The sequence below is a fragment of the Martinezella lusitana genome, from assembly GCF_014207095.1.
Taxonomy (GTDB): domain Bacteria; phylum Pseudomonadota; class Alphaproteobacteria; order Rhizobiales; family Rhizobiaceae; genus Rhizobium; species Rhizobium lusitanum_B.
In genome coordinates this window covers 23466-42359 of the sequence record NZ_JACHBG010000028.1, presented here as the reverse complement: position 1 = coordinate 42359, position 18894 = coordinate 23466, and the positions used below count along the sequence as shown (strand labels likewise).

At 58.2% G+C, this 18894-nt stretch carries 18 protein-coding genes and 1 pseudogene; 5 read left to right on the top strand and 14 right to left on the bottom strand.

The features are described from left to right. The first annotated feature begins 86 nt into the window (after positions 1–86). Positions 87–251: a hypothetical protein gene (locus GGD46_RS30155; RefSeq protein WP_184710717.1), complete on the top strand. Its 165-nt coding sequence runs from the start codon at positions 87–89 to the stop codon at positions 249–251. A gap of 287 nt (positions 252–538) precedes the next feature. Here the strand turns inward: GGD46_RS30155 and trbI are convergent, their stop codons facing one another. Genes trbI through traI form a run of 12 tightly spaced genes read right to left on the bottom strand, consistent with a single transcriptional unit; the run spans position 539 to position 10810 of the window. Beyond that, positions 539–1840 carry an IncP-type conjugal transfer protein TrbI gene (trbI, locus tag GGD46_RS30150; protein WP_184710715.1) on the bottom strand — a complete coding sequence of 434 codons (1302 nt, stop codon included), beginning with the start codon at positions 1838–1840 and terminating at the stop codon, positions 539–541. A gap of 12 nt (positions 1841–1852) precedes the next feature. Continuing rightward, entirely contained in the window at positions 1853–2308 is a 456-nt protein-coding gene (gene trbH, locus GGD46_RS30145) for a conjugal transfer protein TrbH (protein WP_184710713.1), read from the bottom strand. After that, a complete protein-coding gene (gene trbG, locus GGD46_RS30140; protein ID WP_409527720.1) occupies positions 2308–3165 on the bottom strand; it encodes a P-type conjugative transfer protein TrbG in 858 nt (285 codons plus the stop codon). Before trbG ends, trbH begins: the two co-directional genes overlap by 1 nt. Before the next feature lie 16 nt (positions 3166–3181). Continuing rightward, positions 3182–3844, bottom strand: a complete 663-nt coding sequence (locus GGD46_RS30135) for a conjugal transfer protein TrbF (RefSeq protein ID WP_184710711.1) — start codon at positions 3842–3844, stop codon at positions 3182–3184. A gap of 14 nt (positions 3845–3858) precedes the next feature. Next, positions 3859–5049, bottom strand: a complete 1191-nt coding sequence (trbL, locus tag GGD46_RS30130; RefSeq protein ID WP_184710709.1) for a P-type conjugative transfer protein TrbL — start codon at positions 5047–5049, stop codon at positions 3859–3861. Continuing rightward, positions 5043–5264 (bottom strand): entry exclusion protein TrbK, encoded by a 222-nt coding sequence (gene trbK / locus GGD46_RS30125; protein ID WP_184710707.1) that lies wholly within the window; start codon positions 5262–5264, stop codon positions 5043–5045. Before trbK ends, trbL begins: the two co-directional genes overlap by 7 nt. Beyond that, complete coding sequence (gene trbJ, locus GGD46_RS30120) at positions 5261–6070, bottom strand: P-type conjugative transfer protein TrbJ (protein ID WP_184710705.1); 810 nt, start codon at positions 6068–6070, stop codon at positions 5261–5263. The genes trbK and trbJ overlap by 4 nt, the downstream gene beginning before the upstream one ends. After that, the gene (locus GGD46_RS30115; protein ID WP_184710703.1) at positions 6042–8510 is read right to left on the bottom strand and encodes a conjugal transfer protein TrbE; all 2469 of its coding nucleotides are present in this window, start codon (positions 8508–8510) and stop codon (positions 6042–6044) included. The genes trbJ and GGD46_RS30115 overlap by 29 nt, the downstream gene beginning before the upstream one ends. Before the next feature lie 10 nt (positions 8511–8520). After that, the gene (locus GGD46_RS30110) at positions 8521–8820 is read right to left on the bottom strand and encodes a conjugal transfer protein TrbD (protein WP_184710701.1); all 300 of its coding nucleotides are present in this window, start codon (positions 8818–8820) and stop codon (positions 8521–8523) included. Further along, complete coding sequence (locus GGD46_RS30105) at positions 8813–9214, bottom strand: TrbC/VirB2 family protein (protein WP_184710699.1); 402 nt, start codon at positions 9212–9214, stop codon at positions 8813–8815. Before GGD46_RS30105 ends, GGD46_RS30110 begins: the two co-directional genes overlap by 8 nt. After that, complete coding sequence (gene trbB / locus GGD46_RS30100) at positions 9204–10175, bottom strand: P-type conjugative transfer ATPase TrbB (protein ID WP_184710697.1); 972 nt, start codon at positions 10173–10175, stop codon at positions 9204–9206. The genes GGD46_RS30105 and trbB overlap by 11 nt, the downstream gene beginning before the upstream one ends. After that, complete coding sequence (gene traI / locus GGD46_RS30095) at positions 10172–10810, bottom strand: acyl-homoserine-lactone synthase TraI (RefSeq protein WP_184710695.1); 639 nt, start codon at positions 10808–10810, stop codon at positions 10172–10174. Before traI ends, trbB begins: the two co-directional genes overlap by 4 nt. A 366-nt stretch (positions 10811–11176) precedes the next feature. Here traI and repA point away from each other — a divergent pair, with 366 nt between their 5' ends. From repA to GGD46_RS30075, 4 genes are all read left to right on the top strand, one after another. Further along, positions 11177–12367 carry a plasmid partitioning protein RepA gene (gene repA / locus GGD46_RS30090; protein ID WP_184710693.1) on the top strand — a complete coding sequence of 397 codons (1191 nt, stop codon included), beginning with the start codon at positions 11177–11179 and terminating at the stop codon, positions 12365–12367. 84 nt (positions 12368–12451) lie between these two features. Next, complete coding sequence (repB, locus tag GGD46_RS30085) at positions 12452–13447, top strand: plasmid partitioning protein RepB (protein WP_184710691.1); 996 nt, start codon at positions 12452–12454, stop codon at positions 13445–13447. Positions 13448–13603: 156 nt separating this feature from the next. Then, entirely contained in the window at positions 13604–14848 is a 1245-nt protein-coding gene (gene repC / locus GGD46_RS30080) for a plasmid replication protein RepC (RefSeq protein WP_184710689.1), read from the top strand. Between the two features lie 519 nt (positions 14849–15367). After that, positions 15368–17416 (top strand): nuclease-related domain-containing protein, encoded by a 2049-nt coding sequence (locus tag GGD46_RS30075; RefSeq protein WP_184710687.1) that lies wholly within the window; start codon positions 15368–15370, stop codon positions 17414–17416. A 62-nt stretch (positions 17417–17478) separates the two neighbouring features. Here GGD46_RS30075 and GGD46_RS30070 read toward each other — a convergent pair whose 3' ends face one another. Continuing rightward, positions 17479–18456, bottom strand: coding sequence for a hypothetical protein (locus GGD46_RS30070; RefSeq protein WP_184710685.1), 978 nt, complete (start codon positions 18454–18456; stop codon positions 17479–17481). 121 nt (positions 18457–18577) lie between these two features. After that, positions 18578–18838: pseudogene (locus GGD46_RS34100) on the bottom strand (integrase); the annotation flags it as partial. Between the last annotated feature and the right edge of the window lie 56 nt (positions 18839–18894).

Here is an 18894-nt window from a genome sequence, read left to right as displayed (position 1 = left end):
TAACGAATGGCGCGGGAAGCCGTTCGGGCTATTAGTAAGGCTCATCCAGCAACCCGTGAACAGATATTCTCCGGAAAAGGCAAAACTTGATTATCAGTTTCACCCGCGATCTCGGTGCTACGCTGATCAGCGAGATGGGCGGACGTGACGAGGGGACGAACCCGACGACGGTCCGCGCTGCAGCGTACGGTATTGATACATTGAAGGGGCCAATCCGTATCTGCGGAAAGCATTCCAGCGCTCTCAACTGACCGACAGCTTGTTTTGATAAAGCCGCCGGTCGGGCCAAAGGGGACGATGGTTCGTTACAGCGGCCTGCGGATCGGATGGCCGGAAACGCTTCTCGAGCGGACAGTCGTCATCAGTTTTGATCGTTTCGATGCGGATCACTCAATAATCATCTGGCTCGCTCGGATTGTGCAGTTCGAAGTAGGGCGAGACTGATCTCGCCAGTGTCTCTAAGCTATAATGAAGGGAAAATTGCTGGACAGAGGCTTTTATTGATCAGGCTGATGCTTCGCCAATAGCGCTGAAGGGGTCAATTCCGGTAAGCTCGTGGAAACACAACATCCTGATCGACCAGTACATTGAACTTATAGCCCGGCCGAATCTCCAGCGTCGGTTGCACATTGAGGTTTCGGCTGATCGTTTGCTCGGTAACACGGCCGAAGCTTTCCGCGAAATTCCGCCGCGCCGCATCTGAAGCCGTCTCTCGCGTTGCAAGTGTCGCGCTCTCCGGGATTGCCGCATCGATCCCCGTCCCGATCAACGCGATCAGCGCCGCCGAGCCGAATGTCCGCCAGTAGTGATTGTTGATCTTGTCGTTGAACCCGCCATAGCCCTGCGTATCCGTGCCAACCATGCCGCCGATCTGCAGCGTGGATCCATCAGGGAAGATAAGGTCCGTCCAGACGACAAGAACGCGGCTCTGGCCGAAAGATACTTTGCTGTCATAGCGCCCGAACAGTTTTGCGCCCTGCGGGATCAGCAAGAGATGCCCGGTGGCGCTGTCATAGACGTTCTGGCTGACCTGCGCCGTGATCCGTCCGGGAAGATCGGAATTGATCCCGGTGATAAGGGTCGCCGGAATGACAGAGCCGCGCTTGAGCTCGAAGCGTGATTGCGGCGGTACGACCGGGTTTGGGAGATAGCCAAGCTCTTTCAAGTCGCTGTTGAAGAATTCCTCCTTCGAGGTTTGTCCGTTCTGATCGACATTTTGACCAAGCAGACCGTTCTTCAGGGCCGCGGCATAGAGGTCGGGCATGGATGATCGTGTCGACGACCCGGTGTCCGTGTTGGCCGAGCGCTGATCGTCGGTTTTCGCGGCCGCCTCCAGTTTGCTGCGATCGATGACCAGCGGCGCGTCATAGGCCGCGTCGCTGGCCTGCAGCCGCGCCATACGCTGGCGTTGCTGCTCGCGCAAATACTGCTCCTGGTTTTCACGATGAAGCCGTGCCCGCCAGACAGCCTCGGGTTCCAGCTCCGACTTTTGCTCTTCAATTGCCGTCCGATGTGTCGGAAACGGGTTTGTGACCCGCTCTTCCTTTTTCTCTACCGGCGTTGGCTGATAGGTCACCTGGCTTTCGGGATCGCCGATAATTCCATCGGTGACGCCACGCTTGATCTGATCGGCGAAGGTGGAAGCCGGGGTGCCCGTGTTGGTCTCCAGCCCCGCGTCTTTGCTGAAGAACATTCCGCGCGAGGTCAGGCCGTAAAAGATGACGCCGAGGAAGGCGACCAGCAGCACGATGACGATGATGATCGGCAGGCGGTTGATCCGGCGCATGCCGGACTGCGCCTCCTCGTTGGTAGCGCCACCGAGTTTCAGCGATTGTACCATGATCCCCTCCCCTCACCCGCGCTTCAGGAGCGATAAAGCGCTCGCTGGCGTCGCCCCGTTCGCCGTGACGGTGTAGGCGCGCCCGAGCTCGACGTTCGCGGTTGAGAGACGGGCAAGCACCTGGCCCTCGAACGGCATGATCACATAGGTAAGTGGAATGATCTTTTGATCAGCCTTCTGGTCGGTGACAACAGCATAGCCCCAGCCTTTGAGCGCCGCCTCGAGCGCTTGGCCGAAGGGAGACCCGTCTGGCTTCAGCGCTACGGTCGCCTTACCTTGTCCGATCTCTTCGGCGAGCCGGCTGACCATGTCACCGGCGATCGCACTCGCCGCCGGCCCGGATAGGTCAGGCGGGGCATCGCTGACCATGAGACCGTCACTTCCAACGCTCTGGCATCCGGACAGGAGTGTTGCGATGAGACCGGCGACGACAAACCGGCGAGACGTCAGCATCTGAGAAGATCGCATCACCGCCCTCCCCGCTTGATCGTCACCTTTTCCTGCTTCCAGCCGACACCAGAGACCAGGACGGCCTTTTCGACGTTATAGTCGACGATCATCATATCGTTCTTCATGCGATAATTGACGATCCGGTTCTGCCCGCCCGAGACGACGAACAGGACCGGGGCGTCCTGGGCGGAAATCCGCCGCGGGAACTGGATATAGGTCTTCTGCCCATCACTGTAGACGCGCGTCGGCCGCCAGCCGGCCCGACCGGAGACCGAATAGGAGAAGCTGAGCTGCTCCGCCGGAACATTGGCGCCGGGAACGGTGCTGGCCTCCAGTCGCGCATTGATATCGGCGAGCTTTGCCGACACGTCTTCCGGATATTCGAAACCGACACGCGCCATGTACTGGGTTGGATGCGATTTAAGCTGGATATGATAGGTGCGACGCGACGTGGTCACGACCATCGAGGTGACTAGGCCTGGTTCGGATGGCTTGACGATCAGATGGATTGCCTGGCCGCCCGCCGCCCCGGAGGTCGCAGGTTCCACCTTCCAACGAACGGTGTCACCGACCAGGACATCGCGCACGACCTCGCCCGGCTGCAATTCGATATCGCAGACCTGCAGCGGTGAGCAGACTACGGACGGCTGTACCTCGCCATAGAGGAAGATGATCTTTCCATCGTCACCCTTGGTGACCAGGCCACGCGTGCCCCGCCACTTTCCCGAGATGTCGATACCTTTTCTCTCGTTGGCGGAGACCTGCTGAGCCTTCGATGGAGTTACGAGCGTCGATCCAGCGATCACGCCAGTTGCCAGAGCCAAGGCAAATCGCCCACCCATGCGTGCGCGGCCAGTCCAAAAAATCTTGATCATGGGGAGGCCACGCCTTTCAAAGCTGTGCGGTCCAATCGAAGTCCTTGAGATAAAGGCCGATAGGGTTAAGCCGGATGACGCCCTCGTCTTGGGGCGGGGTCAAAGTGACGGTGGCGATGCCACGAAAACGGCGAAGGGCGGTTTCCTTGCCTTTGCGATCGCGCTCGAACTCGGTCCAGTCGATCTGGTATGACTGGTTGGATAGGGCCACGATGTTGTTAACCTCGATGGCGACCGTAGAATTCTTCGCCTTCTCGAAGGGCGAACTGGAGCGATACCAGGCATTGACCTTTTCGGTTGCCGGATCGGACGTTCTGAGCAGGGCATAGGTCCGGTCGATATACTGCTTCTGCACCACCGCGTCCGGTGTGACGGAGCGGAAGTTCGAGACGAAGCCACCAAGGGTGGCGCGCACAACGCGGGGATCGGCATACTCGATCTGTTGCGGGAAGCCGGCCGTCGCCGCAGTTCCGAGCTTATCGACTTCGACAATATAGGGAACGAGCTTGACCTGCGTCGACTGATAGAGTGCGTAGGAAAAGCCGACAACGGCCATCAGCATACCGGTGATGCCGACGATGCGCCAGGCAGATGCCGCCTTAACATAGGAGCCATAGCGTTCGCTCCATTCCTGACGGGCGGCGAGATAGGGGTTATCGGGTGCGCGATCGGCAGCCATTGTCCCGTCCTTCTTCAAGATTTGTCATTGCGTTCGGGAGGTGGAGTGCGCCGACTGGTGCCGCTGCGGTTGCCATCGAGCTTGGCGTTGGCAAGCCCAAGGAGCGAGCCGGCATAGGCGCCCGGCGAGCCGATCGCCTTTTCCTTGGCTGCCGATCCTGCCGCACTGCCGGCAGACCAGACCCCGGAGCCCATGCCGCGAAGGGCGGCACCCGCCATGGACGATCCCGCCGAGCGGGCCGCTTGCCCAGCCGCAAAGCCCGCGCCGGCCGCACCGGCGGCGAGCGCCACGCCGCCTGCTGCAAACGAGGCGGCCTGTCCACCGTGCCGGATTGCTTCCATGCCACCGGAGACGGACGCACCCTGCACCACGCCCTGGATGATCGGCGGCACATACATGGCGATGACGAAGACAACGACCGAGATACCGGCGATGGCAAGCGTATTGATGAACTGGTCCGAATTCGTCGACGGCGTCTCGGCCAGACCGAGCAGAATGTCGGATCCGACCTTCGAAATCATCACCAGCGCCATCAGCTTCATGCCAACGGAGAACGCGTAGACGAGATATCGAACGGCAAAGTCTTTCGTGTAGGACGAACCGCCAAGCCCGAGCATGATCATGCCGGCGAGAAGGCCGACATACATCTCGACCATGACCGCGACGAAGATCGCGGCGACCAGGCTGAATGAGACGACCACGACGACCATGGCGAAAACCGCGGCGATCGCGAGTGCATTATCCTCCCAAAGCCCGAACTTCGCCTGTTCCGACATTTTGGACGCGACCCGAATGCCAGCGTCGAAGATATTGGCGGGCGACGCCGACCCGCCGCCCGCACCGATCTGGTAAAGGCTATCGACGATCGCCTTGCCAAGTGCTGGACCGCGATCGAGGATAAAGGCGAAGAGGCCGATGAACATGATCCGGCGTACGAGTTCGGCGAACCAGGTATCGAGCGAGGCGGCATTGATGGCGAGCCACACCGCAGCAATGCCAACTTCTATCCCTGCCAGAATCCAGAACAGGGATCGGGCCGCTTCGATAATCCGTGATTCCCAGCCTTTGACCGCAGCGGCGACCGAGTTCTCGAGCGTCGTCAGAACCTGCCCCTGCTGGGCGAGCGCCGGCGCGCTCGCCAGAAGAACAATGCCGATCGCGATGAAGGCTAGCTCAAGCTTGCGGGACGGACGAGCGATTACCATCTCGGTTTCATCTCCTGTCCACTCCGAACGTCACGCTCTGAATCACCACTGAAGAATTTCTCGCGATGGACGCGCTGCGCCTCGTCGGACGACGGGGTCGTGACATTGCCGCTGGTCACCTGCGCTGAGGACGATTGCCACTTCATCCAGCTCGCGCCGGCGCCAAAGCCGATGAGCCCTGCAAGTGCAAGGGCCATGATCAGCCGCGCGCTCACCAGCGTGGCTCCATGGTCTGGCCACTGCGAATATCGTGCTCCGGCGCATTGAAGAACTTCTCCCGCCTTGCTTGCGCCAGATCCTTTTGCGCCTGCTCCGACTGATACCAGGTGCCCATCATCGTCATCTGCTGCGAGACGAGACCGCGCAGCTTCTGCATCTGCGCGACCTCCTGGGCTGCGATCTGATGACCGACCTGCAGTGCCTTCATCTGGCCATCGGCGCTTTCCGACATGCCCCAAAGCGACGACATCGTTGTCTCCTCACTGGAAAACTGGTCGGCCGTGAGGTTCGCCGCCTTCAGCGTCCCGGCGATCGTGTCTCGGTTGGTGTCCGACCAGGACTGGTAGGTGGTGGAGAAATTTGTCTGCGTCGGCAGGTTAGCCTGCATATCGGCATAGCTTTGAAACCTCTGCTTCAGCTGATCGTCGATATTTCCCATCGAAAAGGCGATGCCCTGTCCCTGTCCGACAATGCTCTGCAGCTTCTTGAGATCGTCCTCGACTTGGCCCCAGATGTGGTCCGGTAACTGTGCGGTGTTCTGCAGCATGTTGTCGTAGATCTTCAGCTGGTTCTGAATCTGCTCGGCCAGCTGGTTGATCTGGGTAATCTGGTTATTCACCTGCTCGGCCGACTTGCCGACTAACGAGATCAGCTCGGCATTGTTGGCAAGCTGCGTGAACTCGGTCGCTTCGCCGGTAACACCACCAGCCGATGCCAGTGAAGGCTGCGCCAACGTTATGATGATCGCAATCGCTGCGATCGCCGGGACGCGATCAGGGGTCTTGAAGATAGGTTTCTGCATGAGCAATCCCTCTCTGTTGCAGCCAGTGAAGCGGCCAGTGTTTGCCGTAATCTGAGACAAGTGTCCGGATGCGTTTTAGGTCGTCCTTGCCCGACGCGCCGACGAAGGAGAGCGCGACCGGACCGAGCGCCATGTCGAACAGGCGCCTTCCATCCGGGGACGCGACGTAATATTCGCGCTTCGGCAATGCGGTCGAGACGATCTCAATCTGCCGCTCGTTGAAGCCGATGCGCTCATAGAATTCGCGGGTGCCAGGTTCATGGGCCGCCCCGTTCGGCAGGCAAATCTTGGTCGGGCAGCTTTCTTTCAGCACGTCTATAATGCCGGAGCGCTCGGCGTCGGAGATCGACTGGGTGGCGAGCACCACGGCACAATTGGCCTTGCGCAGCACTTTCAGCCATTCGCGGATTTTGTCGCGAAACAGGGGATGGCCGAGCATCAGCCAGGCCTCATCGAGAATGATCAGGCTTGGCACACCGGTCAGCCGCTTTTCGACGCGACGAAACAAGTAGGTGAGGACCGGCACGAGATTGCGCTCGCCCATGTTCATCAGCTCTTCGACCTCGAAGCACTGGAAGGTGCCGAGTGTCAGCCCGTCCTCTTCGGAATCGAGGAGCTGTCCCATCGGTCCGTCAACAGTGTAATGGTGGAGCGCGTCCTTGATCTCGCGCATCTGCACGCCGCTGACGAAGTCCGACAGTGACCGGCCGCGCGACTGCGCCATCAATGAGATCTGCTTCGAGATCGCGTTGCGATGATCAGGGGTCACGGTCACGCCCTGTAATGCGACTAGCGTCTCCAGCCATTCGGATGCCCAGGCACGATCGCCGTCGGTTGAGAGTTCCGAGAGCGGGCAGAAGGCGAGCCGCGGCGAGCCCTCCTCCTCTCCCCCTCTTCCCTCTCCACCGATCTCGTAATGATCGCCGCCGGCAGCAAGCGTCAGCGGCAGCATCGAGCGTCCCTTGTCGAAGGCGAACAGCTGGGCGTTCTCGTAACGGCGGAACTGCGCGGCGATCAGCGCCAGCAGGGTCGACTTGCCGGAGCCAGTCGGACCGAAGATTAGCGTATGGCCAACATCGTCGACATGCAGGTTCAGCCGAAACGGCGTCGATCCGCTGGCGACCTGCATCAGCGGCGGCGAGCCGCCCGGGTAGAACGGGCACGGCGCCACAGGGCTTCCGGACCAGACCGAGTTCAGGGGCACGAGATCCGCAAGGTTGCGCGTATTGATCAGCGGCTCGCGAATATTCGCGTAGGAGACACCCGGCAGGCTACCGAGAAAGGCGTCCGTTGCATTGAGCGTCTCGATCCGCGCTCCGAACCCTTCGGCCTGGATCAGCCGGCGGATTGCCTCACACTTTTCCTGAAGACGCGACGGCTCGTCGTCAAAGAGCACGATGACCGGCGTGTAATAGCCATAGGAAACAAGCTGCGATGCGGCTTGCGCGATCGCATCCTCGGATTCCGCCACCATCAGCATCGCGTCTTGGTCGAGCGACCGGCTTTGCGTCTGAAACAACTGATCGAGGAATGGTCGCACCTTCTGTTGCCATTTCTTGCGTGTGCGCTCGAGCCGAACCCGGGCTTCCTGTTCATCAAGAAAGACGAAGCGGCTCGACCAGCGATAAGTCAGCGGCATGAGGTCGAGAGAGTTGAGTATGCCCGGCCAGCTTTCTGCCGGCAGGCCATCGATCGCCACGACACCAAGGAAGCGGTTCTCGACGGTGGGCGTCAGACCATGGTGCAGCTCGGCCGTCACAAGCCAGTCGAGATACATCGGAATTTCCGGCAGGCGCACCGGATGGTTCTCGCCGGTCACGCAGAAGCGGATGAACTGAAAGAGCTCGTCATACCGCGCAATTCGAAACCCGCCCCGCTCTTCGGTTTCCTCAGTCACCATGCGCCGGATCGTCACGACGTTTGCAAGATACTGTTCAACCTCGCGGATGGATGTCCGGAAACTGTCCAGCGCGCTCTCGGCATAGGTGGCTGACCGACTGCCCTCATCGGCATAGACATAGCGAGCGAGCCCAGAGCGCCGCGGTTCCGGCGGTCGCCAGGTCAGGATCAGCGCATGCCGGCTCTCGAAATGTCCTCGTTCCCGCTCGAAATGCGCCCGCCGCTCTGCGTCGATGGCGCGGGAAACGGCGTCTGGGAAGTGGCAACTCTCTTCAGCCGCATAGTCGGTTGTCGGCACGCGGGCCGCTTCGACCTGAATCATCCAGCCGGAGCCGAGGCGGGACAGGATCGCGTTGATCTGACCGCTGACCTCGTTGTGCTCGGCGTCAGTCGAGCTCTCGCTATCAGGGCCGGCATAATACCAGCCGGCCATCAGGCTTCCGTCTTTCAGGAGCATGATGCCGTTATCGACCAGACCGGCATAGGGGACCAGGTCGGCAAAGGAAGGGCCGGGTTGTCGGAAACGATTAAGGGCTACCATGGCATATCCCTCAGTAACGACGCCAGGGAGTGGAGGTCGCCCGGTACGACGATTTGTACGAGACGTGGCGAAGATAGACGCGCCGCATTAGCGGATCGGATTTCGCCATCATCCGAAGGGCGGCAATGGCGACGAGCCAGAGCGCCAAGCCGAAGATCGCCGCATACCAGGTGAGCACGACGAAGATCAGGATGATGGCCGCAAGGCCACTCAGGAGGACTAGTTCCCGATCGGCGCCCATCAGCAGGTTGGGCCGCGAGAGAGCTCGATGGATCCGCGAACGCGAAAGACTGGAGCCGGTGTCAGCCACGAGCCCCCTCCCCTGCCCGCGAAGTGAAGGCAGACTGTGCGATGGCGTGGACCTGAACCTTTGGCTCGATCCCGCCTATCGTGGCGCCGGTGGCGCCGAACAGGCCGACAATCTGGGTCGCGCCTAACAGGACGCCGCCGACTAAAGCGATATAGCAAAGCCGTCGCGCGAAATCGTTGAGCTCGCCGCCGAATATCAGCATGCCGCCGGCGATCGCCACGGCTGCCAACGCAATGAACCCGGCCACCGGTCCTGTGATCGATTGCTGGATCTGCTGCAACGGTGACTCCCACGGCAGTCCACCGCCGCCCGACGAGGCGATGGCCGGCGAGGCAACGATCACTCCAATCAAGGCGGCAGCGCGGACAAGTGTATGATGATGCTTAGGCTGCATGGCTATCCTCATCGATCTGGGCATAGTGTTCAGTCTGATAGGCTCCGCCTTTGAAGCCTTCGACGTTGATGACATCGCGCACACGCCGGCCGCGACCCGTTCGCTCGATCGACACGACGAGATCGACGGCTTCGCCGATTACCTCGTGCATCGGCTGCTGGCTTGCCTCCGACGTCAGTTGCTCGAGACGGCGCAAGGCGGACATGGCGGTGTTCGAATGCACTGTCGTCACACCGCCGGGATGGCCGGTATTCCAAGCTTTCAGTAAGGTTAGGGCCGCGCCATCGCGGACTTCGCCGACAATGATGCGGTCGGGCCGCAGGCGCATCGTGCTCTTGAGAAGCCTCGCCATGTCGACGCTATCGCTGGTGTGCAGCGCGACGGCATTTTCGGCGGCGCACTGGATCTCGGCCGTGTCCTCGAGGATCACCATGCGATCCTCTGGCGCTGTCGCGACGATCTCGGCGATGACGGCGTTGGCGAGCGTCGTCTTGCCCGACCCCGTGCCGCCGGAGATGACTATGTTCAGACGGTTGGCGATGGCGCTCCGGAGCACAGAGACCTGCGCTTCGGTCATCACCTTGGCCTTGACGTAGTCGTTGAGGGGGATGAGGCGCGAGGCGCGGCGACGAATGGTGAAGGTCGGTGCGGAGACAACCGGTGGAAGCAGGCCCTCGAAACGATGGCCGCCGATCGGCAGCTCGCCCGATATGATCGGCTGCTCGTGATCGGCTTCCGACTGCAAAGCATGGGCAACACTGCCGATGATGACTTCAGCCGCCGCCGAGGTCATCTCGCCGGCCGGTGCAACCCCGTGGCCTAGCCGCTCGATGAACAGGCGGCCATCCGGGTTCAACATGATTTCGACGACGCTGGCATCATCGAGCGCGACACACAGGCGGTCGCCGAGCGCATCCTGGAGTTTGCGCACGAGGCGGGAATGGGAGAGCAACTGGGTCACACCACTCTCCGCGTCGCGGCACTCTCTGTCGGAACGATGTCCGAGCGGTATCCGATGGGCCGCAGCCGGTCGAAGCTACCCTGATCCGCAGGCAAGCTTCCGGCCACCGCTTGCGTGTCGCCAAGGGGCGTAGGCTCACCCAAGCGGGTCATCGGCCAGCCGGCGCGCTTGAAGATGCGCTCGATGCGGAGATCGGTTCCCGTCACGATCTCGCGGTAGCCGTTTGCCATCGACCACTCGACGATGCCGGCAAACATGGTGAGCGTGGCAAGGTGGAGTTGGCCGCCTCCCCTCCTCGCGTCCAGCGCCGTGTCGACGCAGAACCGGGAGCTTTCGATCATCGCGGGATGTGCGGCGAGAGATCCGTTCGCGAGCAGGTGTGGAAACATGTCCGAGAGCATGGTCGGACCCATGGCAGGGAGAAGACGGGCGCAGCCTATAACCCGATGGTCGTCGTTAACGGCCAGGACGTAGGACGGCCCGAACGCATCGTAGCGATCGCGCTCCTCCCCGTTTTTGACGGAGACCTCCCAGCCCATGCGCAATCCGAAGACCTTGGCGCGAAGCCGATGCATTTGCGCCAGCAAGCCAAGATGCTGCCCATAGCGATCCGGCGAAACGACTGTGATGTGCATGCTTCCACTCCGAGAATCGAACCCGGGCACACAAAAATCATCACGAATCGTGTGTGGCTATATGCAGATCTGCACCTACGCGTCGGCATCGAATCGGGGTTTAGTGCCGGCCAATGAAATGATTGAAGTGTGGATCAACAACCTTGGCTGCGTTTTTGGGCTAGGCATCACGAGCCAAGTTAGTTCGCCTAAGTCATGGAACTGTATGCATGAATCGAAGTGACCGCAAAATTCGAAGAGAAGGCGTTAACTTCTTGTTAACCTTAAATGTCTTGCGACTCGCTGGGAATCGGGAGATAGTTTCGCAAATGATGGCGTTCTAGCCATTTTTTCGAAAGTGACGACGTCCGGGAAATACTTCGCGAAATGAGCAATATGTTGGCCAACAGATTTGATATCGAGATCGCCCATCAGGGGTCGAAGATCTCAAGTGCGTTGCACATGTTGCGCAGCCAGCAGTACCCGCCTGACGCCCGCAAGGGCCTGCGCAAATTCCAGCTTGCGGAGGTTGCTGACTTCATCGGCGTAACGCAGACTCATCTCAGGCAGCTTCACGCTGACGGAAAAGGTCCGGAGATCGAGTCGATTGGTGGACGCCGATACTACACGGCTGACCAGATGCTACAGCTTCGTGATTATCTTGAGGCCAACAAGAAATCCGACAAGAGATTTTATGTCCCCAAGCGCCGGGAGGGCGAGCCGATGCAGGTCGTGTCGGTCGTCAACTTCAAAGGTGGCAGCGGCAAGACCACAACGGCCGCACATCTGGCTCAATATCTCGCCCTCACCGGCCACCGCGTGCTCGCGGTGGACCTCGATCCCCAGGCATCACTCACTTCCCTCTTCGGGATCCAGCCTGAGCTTGATGATACGGCGTCTCTCTACGAGGCCCTCCGCTTTGATGACGAGCGCAAGTCAATCAGCGACGTCATCCAGCCGACCAACATTCCGGGGCTTGACGTCGTGCCGGCAAACCTGGTTCTCCAAGAATACGAATATGACGTGCCGCTCGCAATTTCTTCCAAGAAGGGTGAAGACGGCAGACTGTTCTACATGCGGATCGCCAGCGCTCTCAAGCAGGTTGAAGACAAGTATGATGTGGTCGTTATCGATTGCCCGCCTCAGCTTGGCTACCTAACGATCACAGCGCTGATGGCGTCGACCGGGATCCTCATCACCATCCATCCTCAGATGCTGGACATAATGTCGATGAGCCAGTTCCTTATGATGCTTGGCGGGATCATGGGGCCGGTCGCCGAGGCCGGCGCCGAGATGCGCGTTCAATGGTTCAGATATCTGATCACGCGATTTGAACCGACGGACATTCCGCAGGCTCAGATGGTCGGGTTTATGCAGTCAATGTTTGCCCAGCAGATGCTGAGAAACCACGTGCTGAAGTCGACCGCGATTTCCGATGCTTCGATCAAGAAGCAGACTTTGTACGAGGTCGAGCGGGGCGAATTCGTCCGCGCGACTTACGACAGGGCTATGGAGAGCCTGAATGCGGCCAATTCGGAGATCGTTGAGCTCATCCACGGTGTCTGGGGGCGAAAATGATGACCTTGTCAGCCGTTTTTTTCGACATTTTGCATAGTGCATTCAATAGTTTGTCGCCTTTGACAACACGATCGGGGGGCAGTCATGTCTCGTGAAAATCCGTTTGCGAAACTTGATCTTGCGGCGATTTCGGCAAACCAAACTCCGACCAAACCGGGCTACGGTATGACGGGAGCGGCCAAGACTGTTGTCCGCTCCATTGAGGACATGGCCGAGAACACCAAGAAGCTTATGGAAGGCGAGGTGATCGTTGATCTTGATCCGCGACTCATCGACGTATCCTTCGTTGCCGACCGCCTGTCTGACGATGGAGAGGAATTCGAGGAGTTGCTCCAGGCGATCAAGGAAGCAGGACAGACGACACCTATCCTTGTCCGGCCTAGCTCGACAGATGCCAAGCGATACATGGTCGTGTTCGGGCATCGTCGCCTGCGGGTCGCACTTGAGCTTGGAGTTCCAGTTAAAGCAATCGTCAAAAAGCTCGACGACGCGACTTCGGCGATTGTGCAGGGGCAGGAAAACGCGGCCCGTTCAAACCTGTCGTTCATAGAGCGCGCATACTTCGCTCAGAACCTGATTGCGTCTGGAATGACGAAGGACGTGGTCCGATCATCGCTCGCCGTAGATGAAGCGATGCTCTCCAAGATGCTGGCAGTCGTTGAAACCGTGCCGGCAGCAGTTATCACGGCGCTCGGCGCATCCAAGAAAATCGGGCGAGACCGGTGGCTGAGCCTTCGCCAGCTGGTGCTTGCCCCTGCCCTGTCAAAGGTGGCCCTGGAGTATTCGAAATCCGGCGAGCTCCAGAAGCTTTCTGAAAGCGAACGTTTCGATGCGCTCCACAACTACCTGAAGCGATACAAGTCGAAGTCAGCCGCGAAGAAGCCGAAGGCAGACGTCCCCGTCCGGGACTGGACGTCGGACGATCGTTCCCTGAACGTGGTGATGAATTCGAAGGCAAAGAAAGTTGCTATCGAGCTTACGAATGTTGAAGCGCGGCCCTTCAGTGAATGGCTGTCTTCGCACATGAGTCGTTTGTACGAAGAGTACAAAGGATCGAAAACCGAAACAGACGGAGACTGAACCGCAAAAGAAAAAGGCCCCCGAACGGCGAACCGTGGAAGCCTCTCTCGTCATCTCTAGCAGGATCGAGAATCGCATTTCCCGGAATCACAGTCAAGAGTCTTGGCGCCGATTTGGTGAGCGGATTTCCTTTGCCTGAAGCAAGGTGAAAGAAAAATGCAGACGGGACATGTGACGACGCCCTTTGGGCGGCGGCCGATGTCGCTCGCCCTGGTACGAGGACAGATGGCGATCGAGAATCCGCAGCCTGGCACGCGTATCGAAAAGTGGAAGGTGTTTCGTGACGTGTGTCAGGCACGGGAACGCCTGGGAATCCAGGACCGGGCACTTGCCGTCCTTGATGCCCTGCTGACCTTTCACCCTCATGCGGAGCTCGATCCTAGCCACGGGTTGGTAGTTTTCCCATCCAACGCCCAGCTATCCGTGCGGGCCCACGGGATCACCGAGACGACATTGCGCCGACAACTCGCGGCGCTTGTCGATGCAGGCCTTATTCTGCGGCGCGACAGCCCTAATGGCAAACGGTACGCGCATCGTAACCGCGATGGCGAGGTCGAGCAGGCCTACGGATTTGACCTGACACCGCTGCTGGCCCGAGCCATGGAACTCGCACTGATGGCCCAGGACGTCGCCGCCGAACGCGTTCGTTTCCGTCGAGCGAAGGAAGCCCTCACGATCTGCCGTCGTGATGTGCGCAAGCTGATCTCGGCTGCTGTGGAAGAGGGAGTTACAGGCAACTGGGAGCGGGTTGAAGCTGCGTATATCGGTATTCTTTCCCGCCTTCCACGCCATCCGGACCGGATGCAGGTCGAGATCACCCTTGATGAAATGGAACTCCTGCGGGAAGAGGTTCTCAACATCTTGGAACTGCAGCTAAAAACTGAAAATATGCATGGCAATGCCGGTCAGAATGCCTGCCACATACAGAATTCAAATACCGAATCCATTAATGAACTTGAACCTGGCTCTGAAAAAGAGCGGGCCGAGAGCGCAGTGGCAGATATTCGGCCGACAAGTATGTCGCCTAAAAGGGCGAAGGCGAAGCCTGAACCAATCAAAGCGTTTCCGCTCGGAATGGTTTTACGCGCCTGCCCGCAGATCGCGGACTACGGCCCTGGCGGCCGCATTGAGCACTGGCGAGAATTAATGAAAGCTGCCGTCGTTGTACGTTCGATGCTGGGTGTCAGCCCGTCAGCCTATGAAGAGGCTTGCAATGCGATGGGTCCGGAAAATGCCGCCGTTGCGATCGCCTGCATTCTGGAGAGGTCGAATTTCATAACATCTGCCGGTGGATATTTGCGTGATCTGACGAGGCGCTCGGAGCGCGGGGAGTTTTCGCTCGGGCCTATGCTGATGGCTCTCATGAAGGTGAGTGGCGACAGTAACCGAAAAACTGCCTGATGCCCATACGGCGCAATCGACAACCCGCGAGAATAACGCGGCTCGGATCGCGATGGTGGGTGGAGCTAACTTGTCAGCCGTTTTTTTCCGCGGTTTCACCTTGTTATTCAGAGATTTATCAGGTTTGAGCATAGATGTTTGGGCAGGAACGAAGGAGAATGGGCGAGGCAAATGTCGTTTGGCGGTTGACGCAGGGATGTGCTCGTTGCGGCAGGTTATTGCACCTAGGCTGAAATTATGAGCTCGCTTTTTCCTCGACCATTCTCGAGATAAGTCACCGCAATATTGAAATATTGGCCGCCTTCAGATGCCGAAAGGTCAACATGCTCTCGTCCGTTCACAGACTTAGCCCGGTCGAGACAGTCCGGTTCTAGTTTGCGACATCTCAGCTCGGACAGAGACTTCTACAGAATCTCTCCGATATTGAGGCATCAAAAGTTCCGCAAAGGGGTAAGTATGACGCAGTGGTCGACCCGAGATTTCGTTAAGGCGGTCCAAAACCGCAACAATGGGAGGGTCATGGCTGAGCTTGGGGCACTGGAACCGCATTATGCGGAAATCGACTTCGCGGATTTAGTTGCGACGTCGGAACGAATCGTCCTTCAAGGTTCCAATGCGAAGGCTCGCGCACGCCGAACCGAGACCGTTGATTTAGTCATCGAGACGCTTCGTGGAAAAATATCCGACGAACATGTTCAAATGCTGGAAGCGCTGCGTCGCACCATAGACATCTTTGAAGATGGTTACGATCGCGTCCTCTCGGCGCTGCAGAAGACTGAGTTCGGCAAGCTAACTCCGGAGCAGCAACTTTCGATATGTCTTTGCTTCGCGAGCTACCAGTTTGATCAAGTGCGCATCGCCATTGCCTCGCGGCTGAGCGAGGCCAACGGCGCGCTTCCCTATTCCATGTCTTTCAGGGATTGGAGAGATAGGCCAATTCCTCCGGGCGCTGTCGTAGACATGATTGTCGCTGCTGCGGGAGCTACGCTTAAGATGATTGCTGCCGCGCAAAAGTGGGACGGGGCCGGCCATATCGTATTGCCTACGTTTGAGATCTTAGACGAATCTGAATGTATGCTAGGCGGAATTAATCAAACTCTGGCCCATAGCTGGCGGACATGGAATCGGCTTGAGGAGTTGCATCGATTTTGTGGTGCGCCTGTAAGCGTGACGGCCTCGGAGGAGCTTCAGGGCGCCCCGCCCGAGCTCAAGCGGATCGTCCGGTTTGGGCATTCACGTTATGTTATCGATCAGGTGGCGGCCTCTTACAGGGCCGAAGACTTGATGCATCAGAATCAAATGGAGCAGGCAGTTGCACAGTCATGGAGAAGCAAGCTGGCTCCTCCGCACAGACCGGCCGCTCTGCCGCCGGACGAAATCGTCAGCGAAGCAGAATTTGTGGCTGTCTTGGGATTGAGCGAGGTTCTGTCGTTCGCAATTATTGATGACATGGAAGAACTGAATGGATTACGGATCGTAGAGTGGCTACGGGGCCTGGCGGTGTTGAGCAACATAGCAACGTTCTATGATGAAGAGCGATCTGATGCGGACCCACCAGTTCTTGTATTGTCCGATGAGGAGATTGTGGGGGCGCTTGAGAGGGGAGGTCTGTCGGCTAGCAAGTCGGCATATTTCATTGATGCGGTGACTTTCCATCAGAAGAGCATCGATCTCTTCGATGCCCCTTTAATCTCTGTTGCTGGAGGGAAGAAGCTGTTGTTTCTGCCAACACTAATCGGTCAGAACCACACAACCGTTTTGCTATCGCTGCTCTCTCGGCAAAAGGTCAAGTTCGAGAGTAAGGGCAAGGCATTCGAAAAGCGCGTCGTCGAGTTGTTCAACAACGCAGGCATTTACGCTCGATCATTTTCGTTCAAGGAGGAGGGTGAGGAGTATGAAATCGATGCGCTCGTCGACTGGGGTGGGCGCCTCTTCCTGTTCGAGTGCAAAAACAGGACGCTTCCGTCGGCCCGACCTGTTGCAATGAGAGACTTCGAACATGAGATGCGCGATGCTGCTAAACAGGTCTTGCGGCAGAAGAGCGGCCTAGAGAAATGGCCAGATGTTGTGCGAATAAAGTTTGGGAAATCGATTGATGGTCTCGAGATTGTCCCCTGTGTGCTGAATAATCTGCCTTATGCGCGAGCCGAAGCCGACGATGGCGTTTTCTTCTATGACTTTTCGTCGTTGAAGAGGTTCATGTCGTCGGGAAGCCTGAGGCAGCGTGTGGTAGCAACGTTTAGGGGAGGGGATCGCCGTGAACTGAGAATTCCCACGATAAGGATTTGGAATGGGGCGGAACCTAAAGCTGAAGATCTTCTCAAACAACTGAAGGAACCGGTCGCGTTGCGGATCTGCTTCGCCCACATGGGGAAAGATGTCAGGACGTTCAATCTCGATGAAGAGACGTTGGTCGTCAGCGATGAAATTCATCGAGAAGATATATCCGAAAAGGCGATGGCGGAATTAGCCGGTCGCAGCTGGAACGGCATGCGTAGGCAGCAGGCGCGCTTTGTGAAAAAGGCTAAAAAGAGCCGTCAGAAAGAAGAAAGGGAAAAACAGCGGTGAAGCTGACCCATCAACGAGTGAACCGCATTCCGCTTGAACCCGTCGGTTACCGCACATCGCTCTTAGTTTGCCTCTCGCTTTCTTCGTGCTCGCTGGACGAAATAGAGCCAGTTGAAGTCCCTTGCGAGATCGCTCTCCTCCTTGAGGTTCCACAGCTCACCCACGATTGAGATCGGATTCGGAAAACCGGCTGTTGGTATCTGGCCGAGCAATGCGATGAACGAGCTCACTCGCGGTCGAGGCTTTGCGCGCTGGCTGAACTGCTCGAGCTCTTCCATGTAAAGAGTTGAAAGGTTCATTTGCCGTTGACGCCACTCGTTACCGGTGGCGAAGAGGCTGCCCATCTTAATTCTGTACGCGGCAACGTTGGGATCACGTCGCAATTCGATGATCTCGTCCCATGAAAACGCGCCGAAGTCTGGGAAGACCGACTCGTTCTCGTCCTGCCCCAGGAGGACGGCAAGAGGCGTGTGTTCAAGTGGCGTAACCTGTGCCTCGGCTTCTTTGTCGAGAAGCACAGAGTGAGCCTCAGTGAAGACCCCCATTGCCGACGGAGCGTATCGCTTGAATTCGCGCAGGCACGCCGCATCTTGCGCGACGATCAATGGAATGTTCTCCCACGTATTGCCCGCCTTACCCGCTTGGACCTCCTCGATGGTGAGGCCGAACGTGCGCGCAACAATCTCATTCGCCATCTGCCTAGTAGAGAGGCCATATTTTTCATTTAGGCGGACTTCGTTCTGGAGGTTTCTAAATGGATTAAAGCGCTCGAATGTAGGCCAAATCTCACGAACGTCAGGGAAGATCGAGGAGAATCCTCGGTTTTGCGCGAGCTTTCCTTCATTCTCTCGGCCGACATTCGTCCACGAGGCGGCCATGCTCGCATTTGAATAGTCGAAACCAATCAGCTTGCCGTAGATCCCCTTGTGAAAGAAGATATTCTCGTGAAGGATCGCTGCGTTTTTGAGAAACGCATCGGTATCAAGGCCGCACTTCTGGGCAACGTCAATCCCGATGTTGGATAAAAGGCCGTTGATCACTGGAGCTATCCTTTCAGGCGAATCCGGCCTCAAAGCTAGGTCCGACAGGAACGCTTCGCAAGTTCCGCTGTCTAGGAACTAGACCAAAAACGGAGCGATGTTTGGCAATAGGAAAGCGCGGCTATAGACCAGCCGCGTTTGTCAGGTTGACACGGAACCTGTGACGTCGGCGCTTGTATCCGCGGGCATTTCGGCCGATGCGTGACACAGATGTTTCTGGACGTAGCGCTCATCAACCTCTGCGGATGATGCGAGACCCGCGCAACGAATGGCCGGAAAACTTGAAGGCGCGCTCGATCTCGCTGAGATCGTGCGAATGCCGGCGGCCCATCGCAGCGCATTTCACAAGTCGCGCCGCCTCCTTGTTGTTCAACCGCTCCGAGCGATGCGCAATAGAAACGGTTGTAACGATGATCGAAGATCAGGTATCAAAGTTCG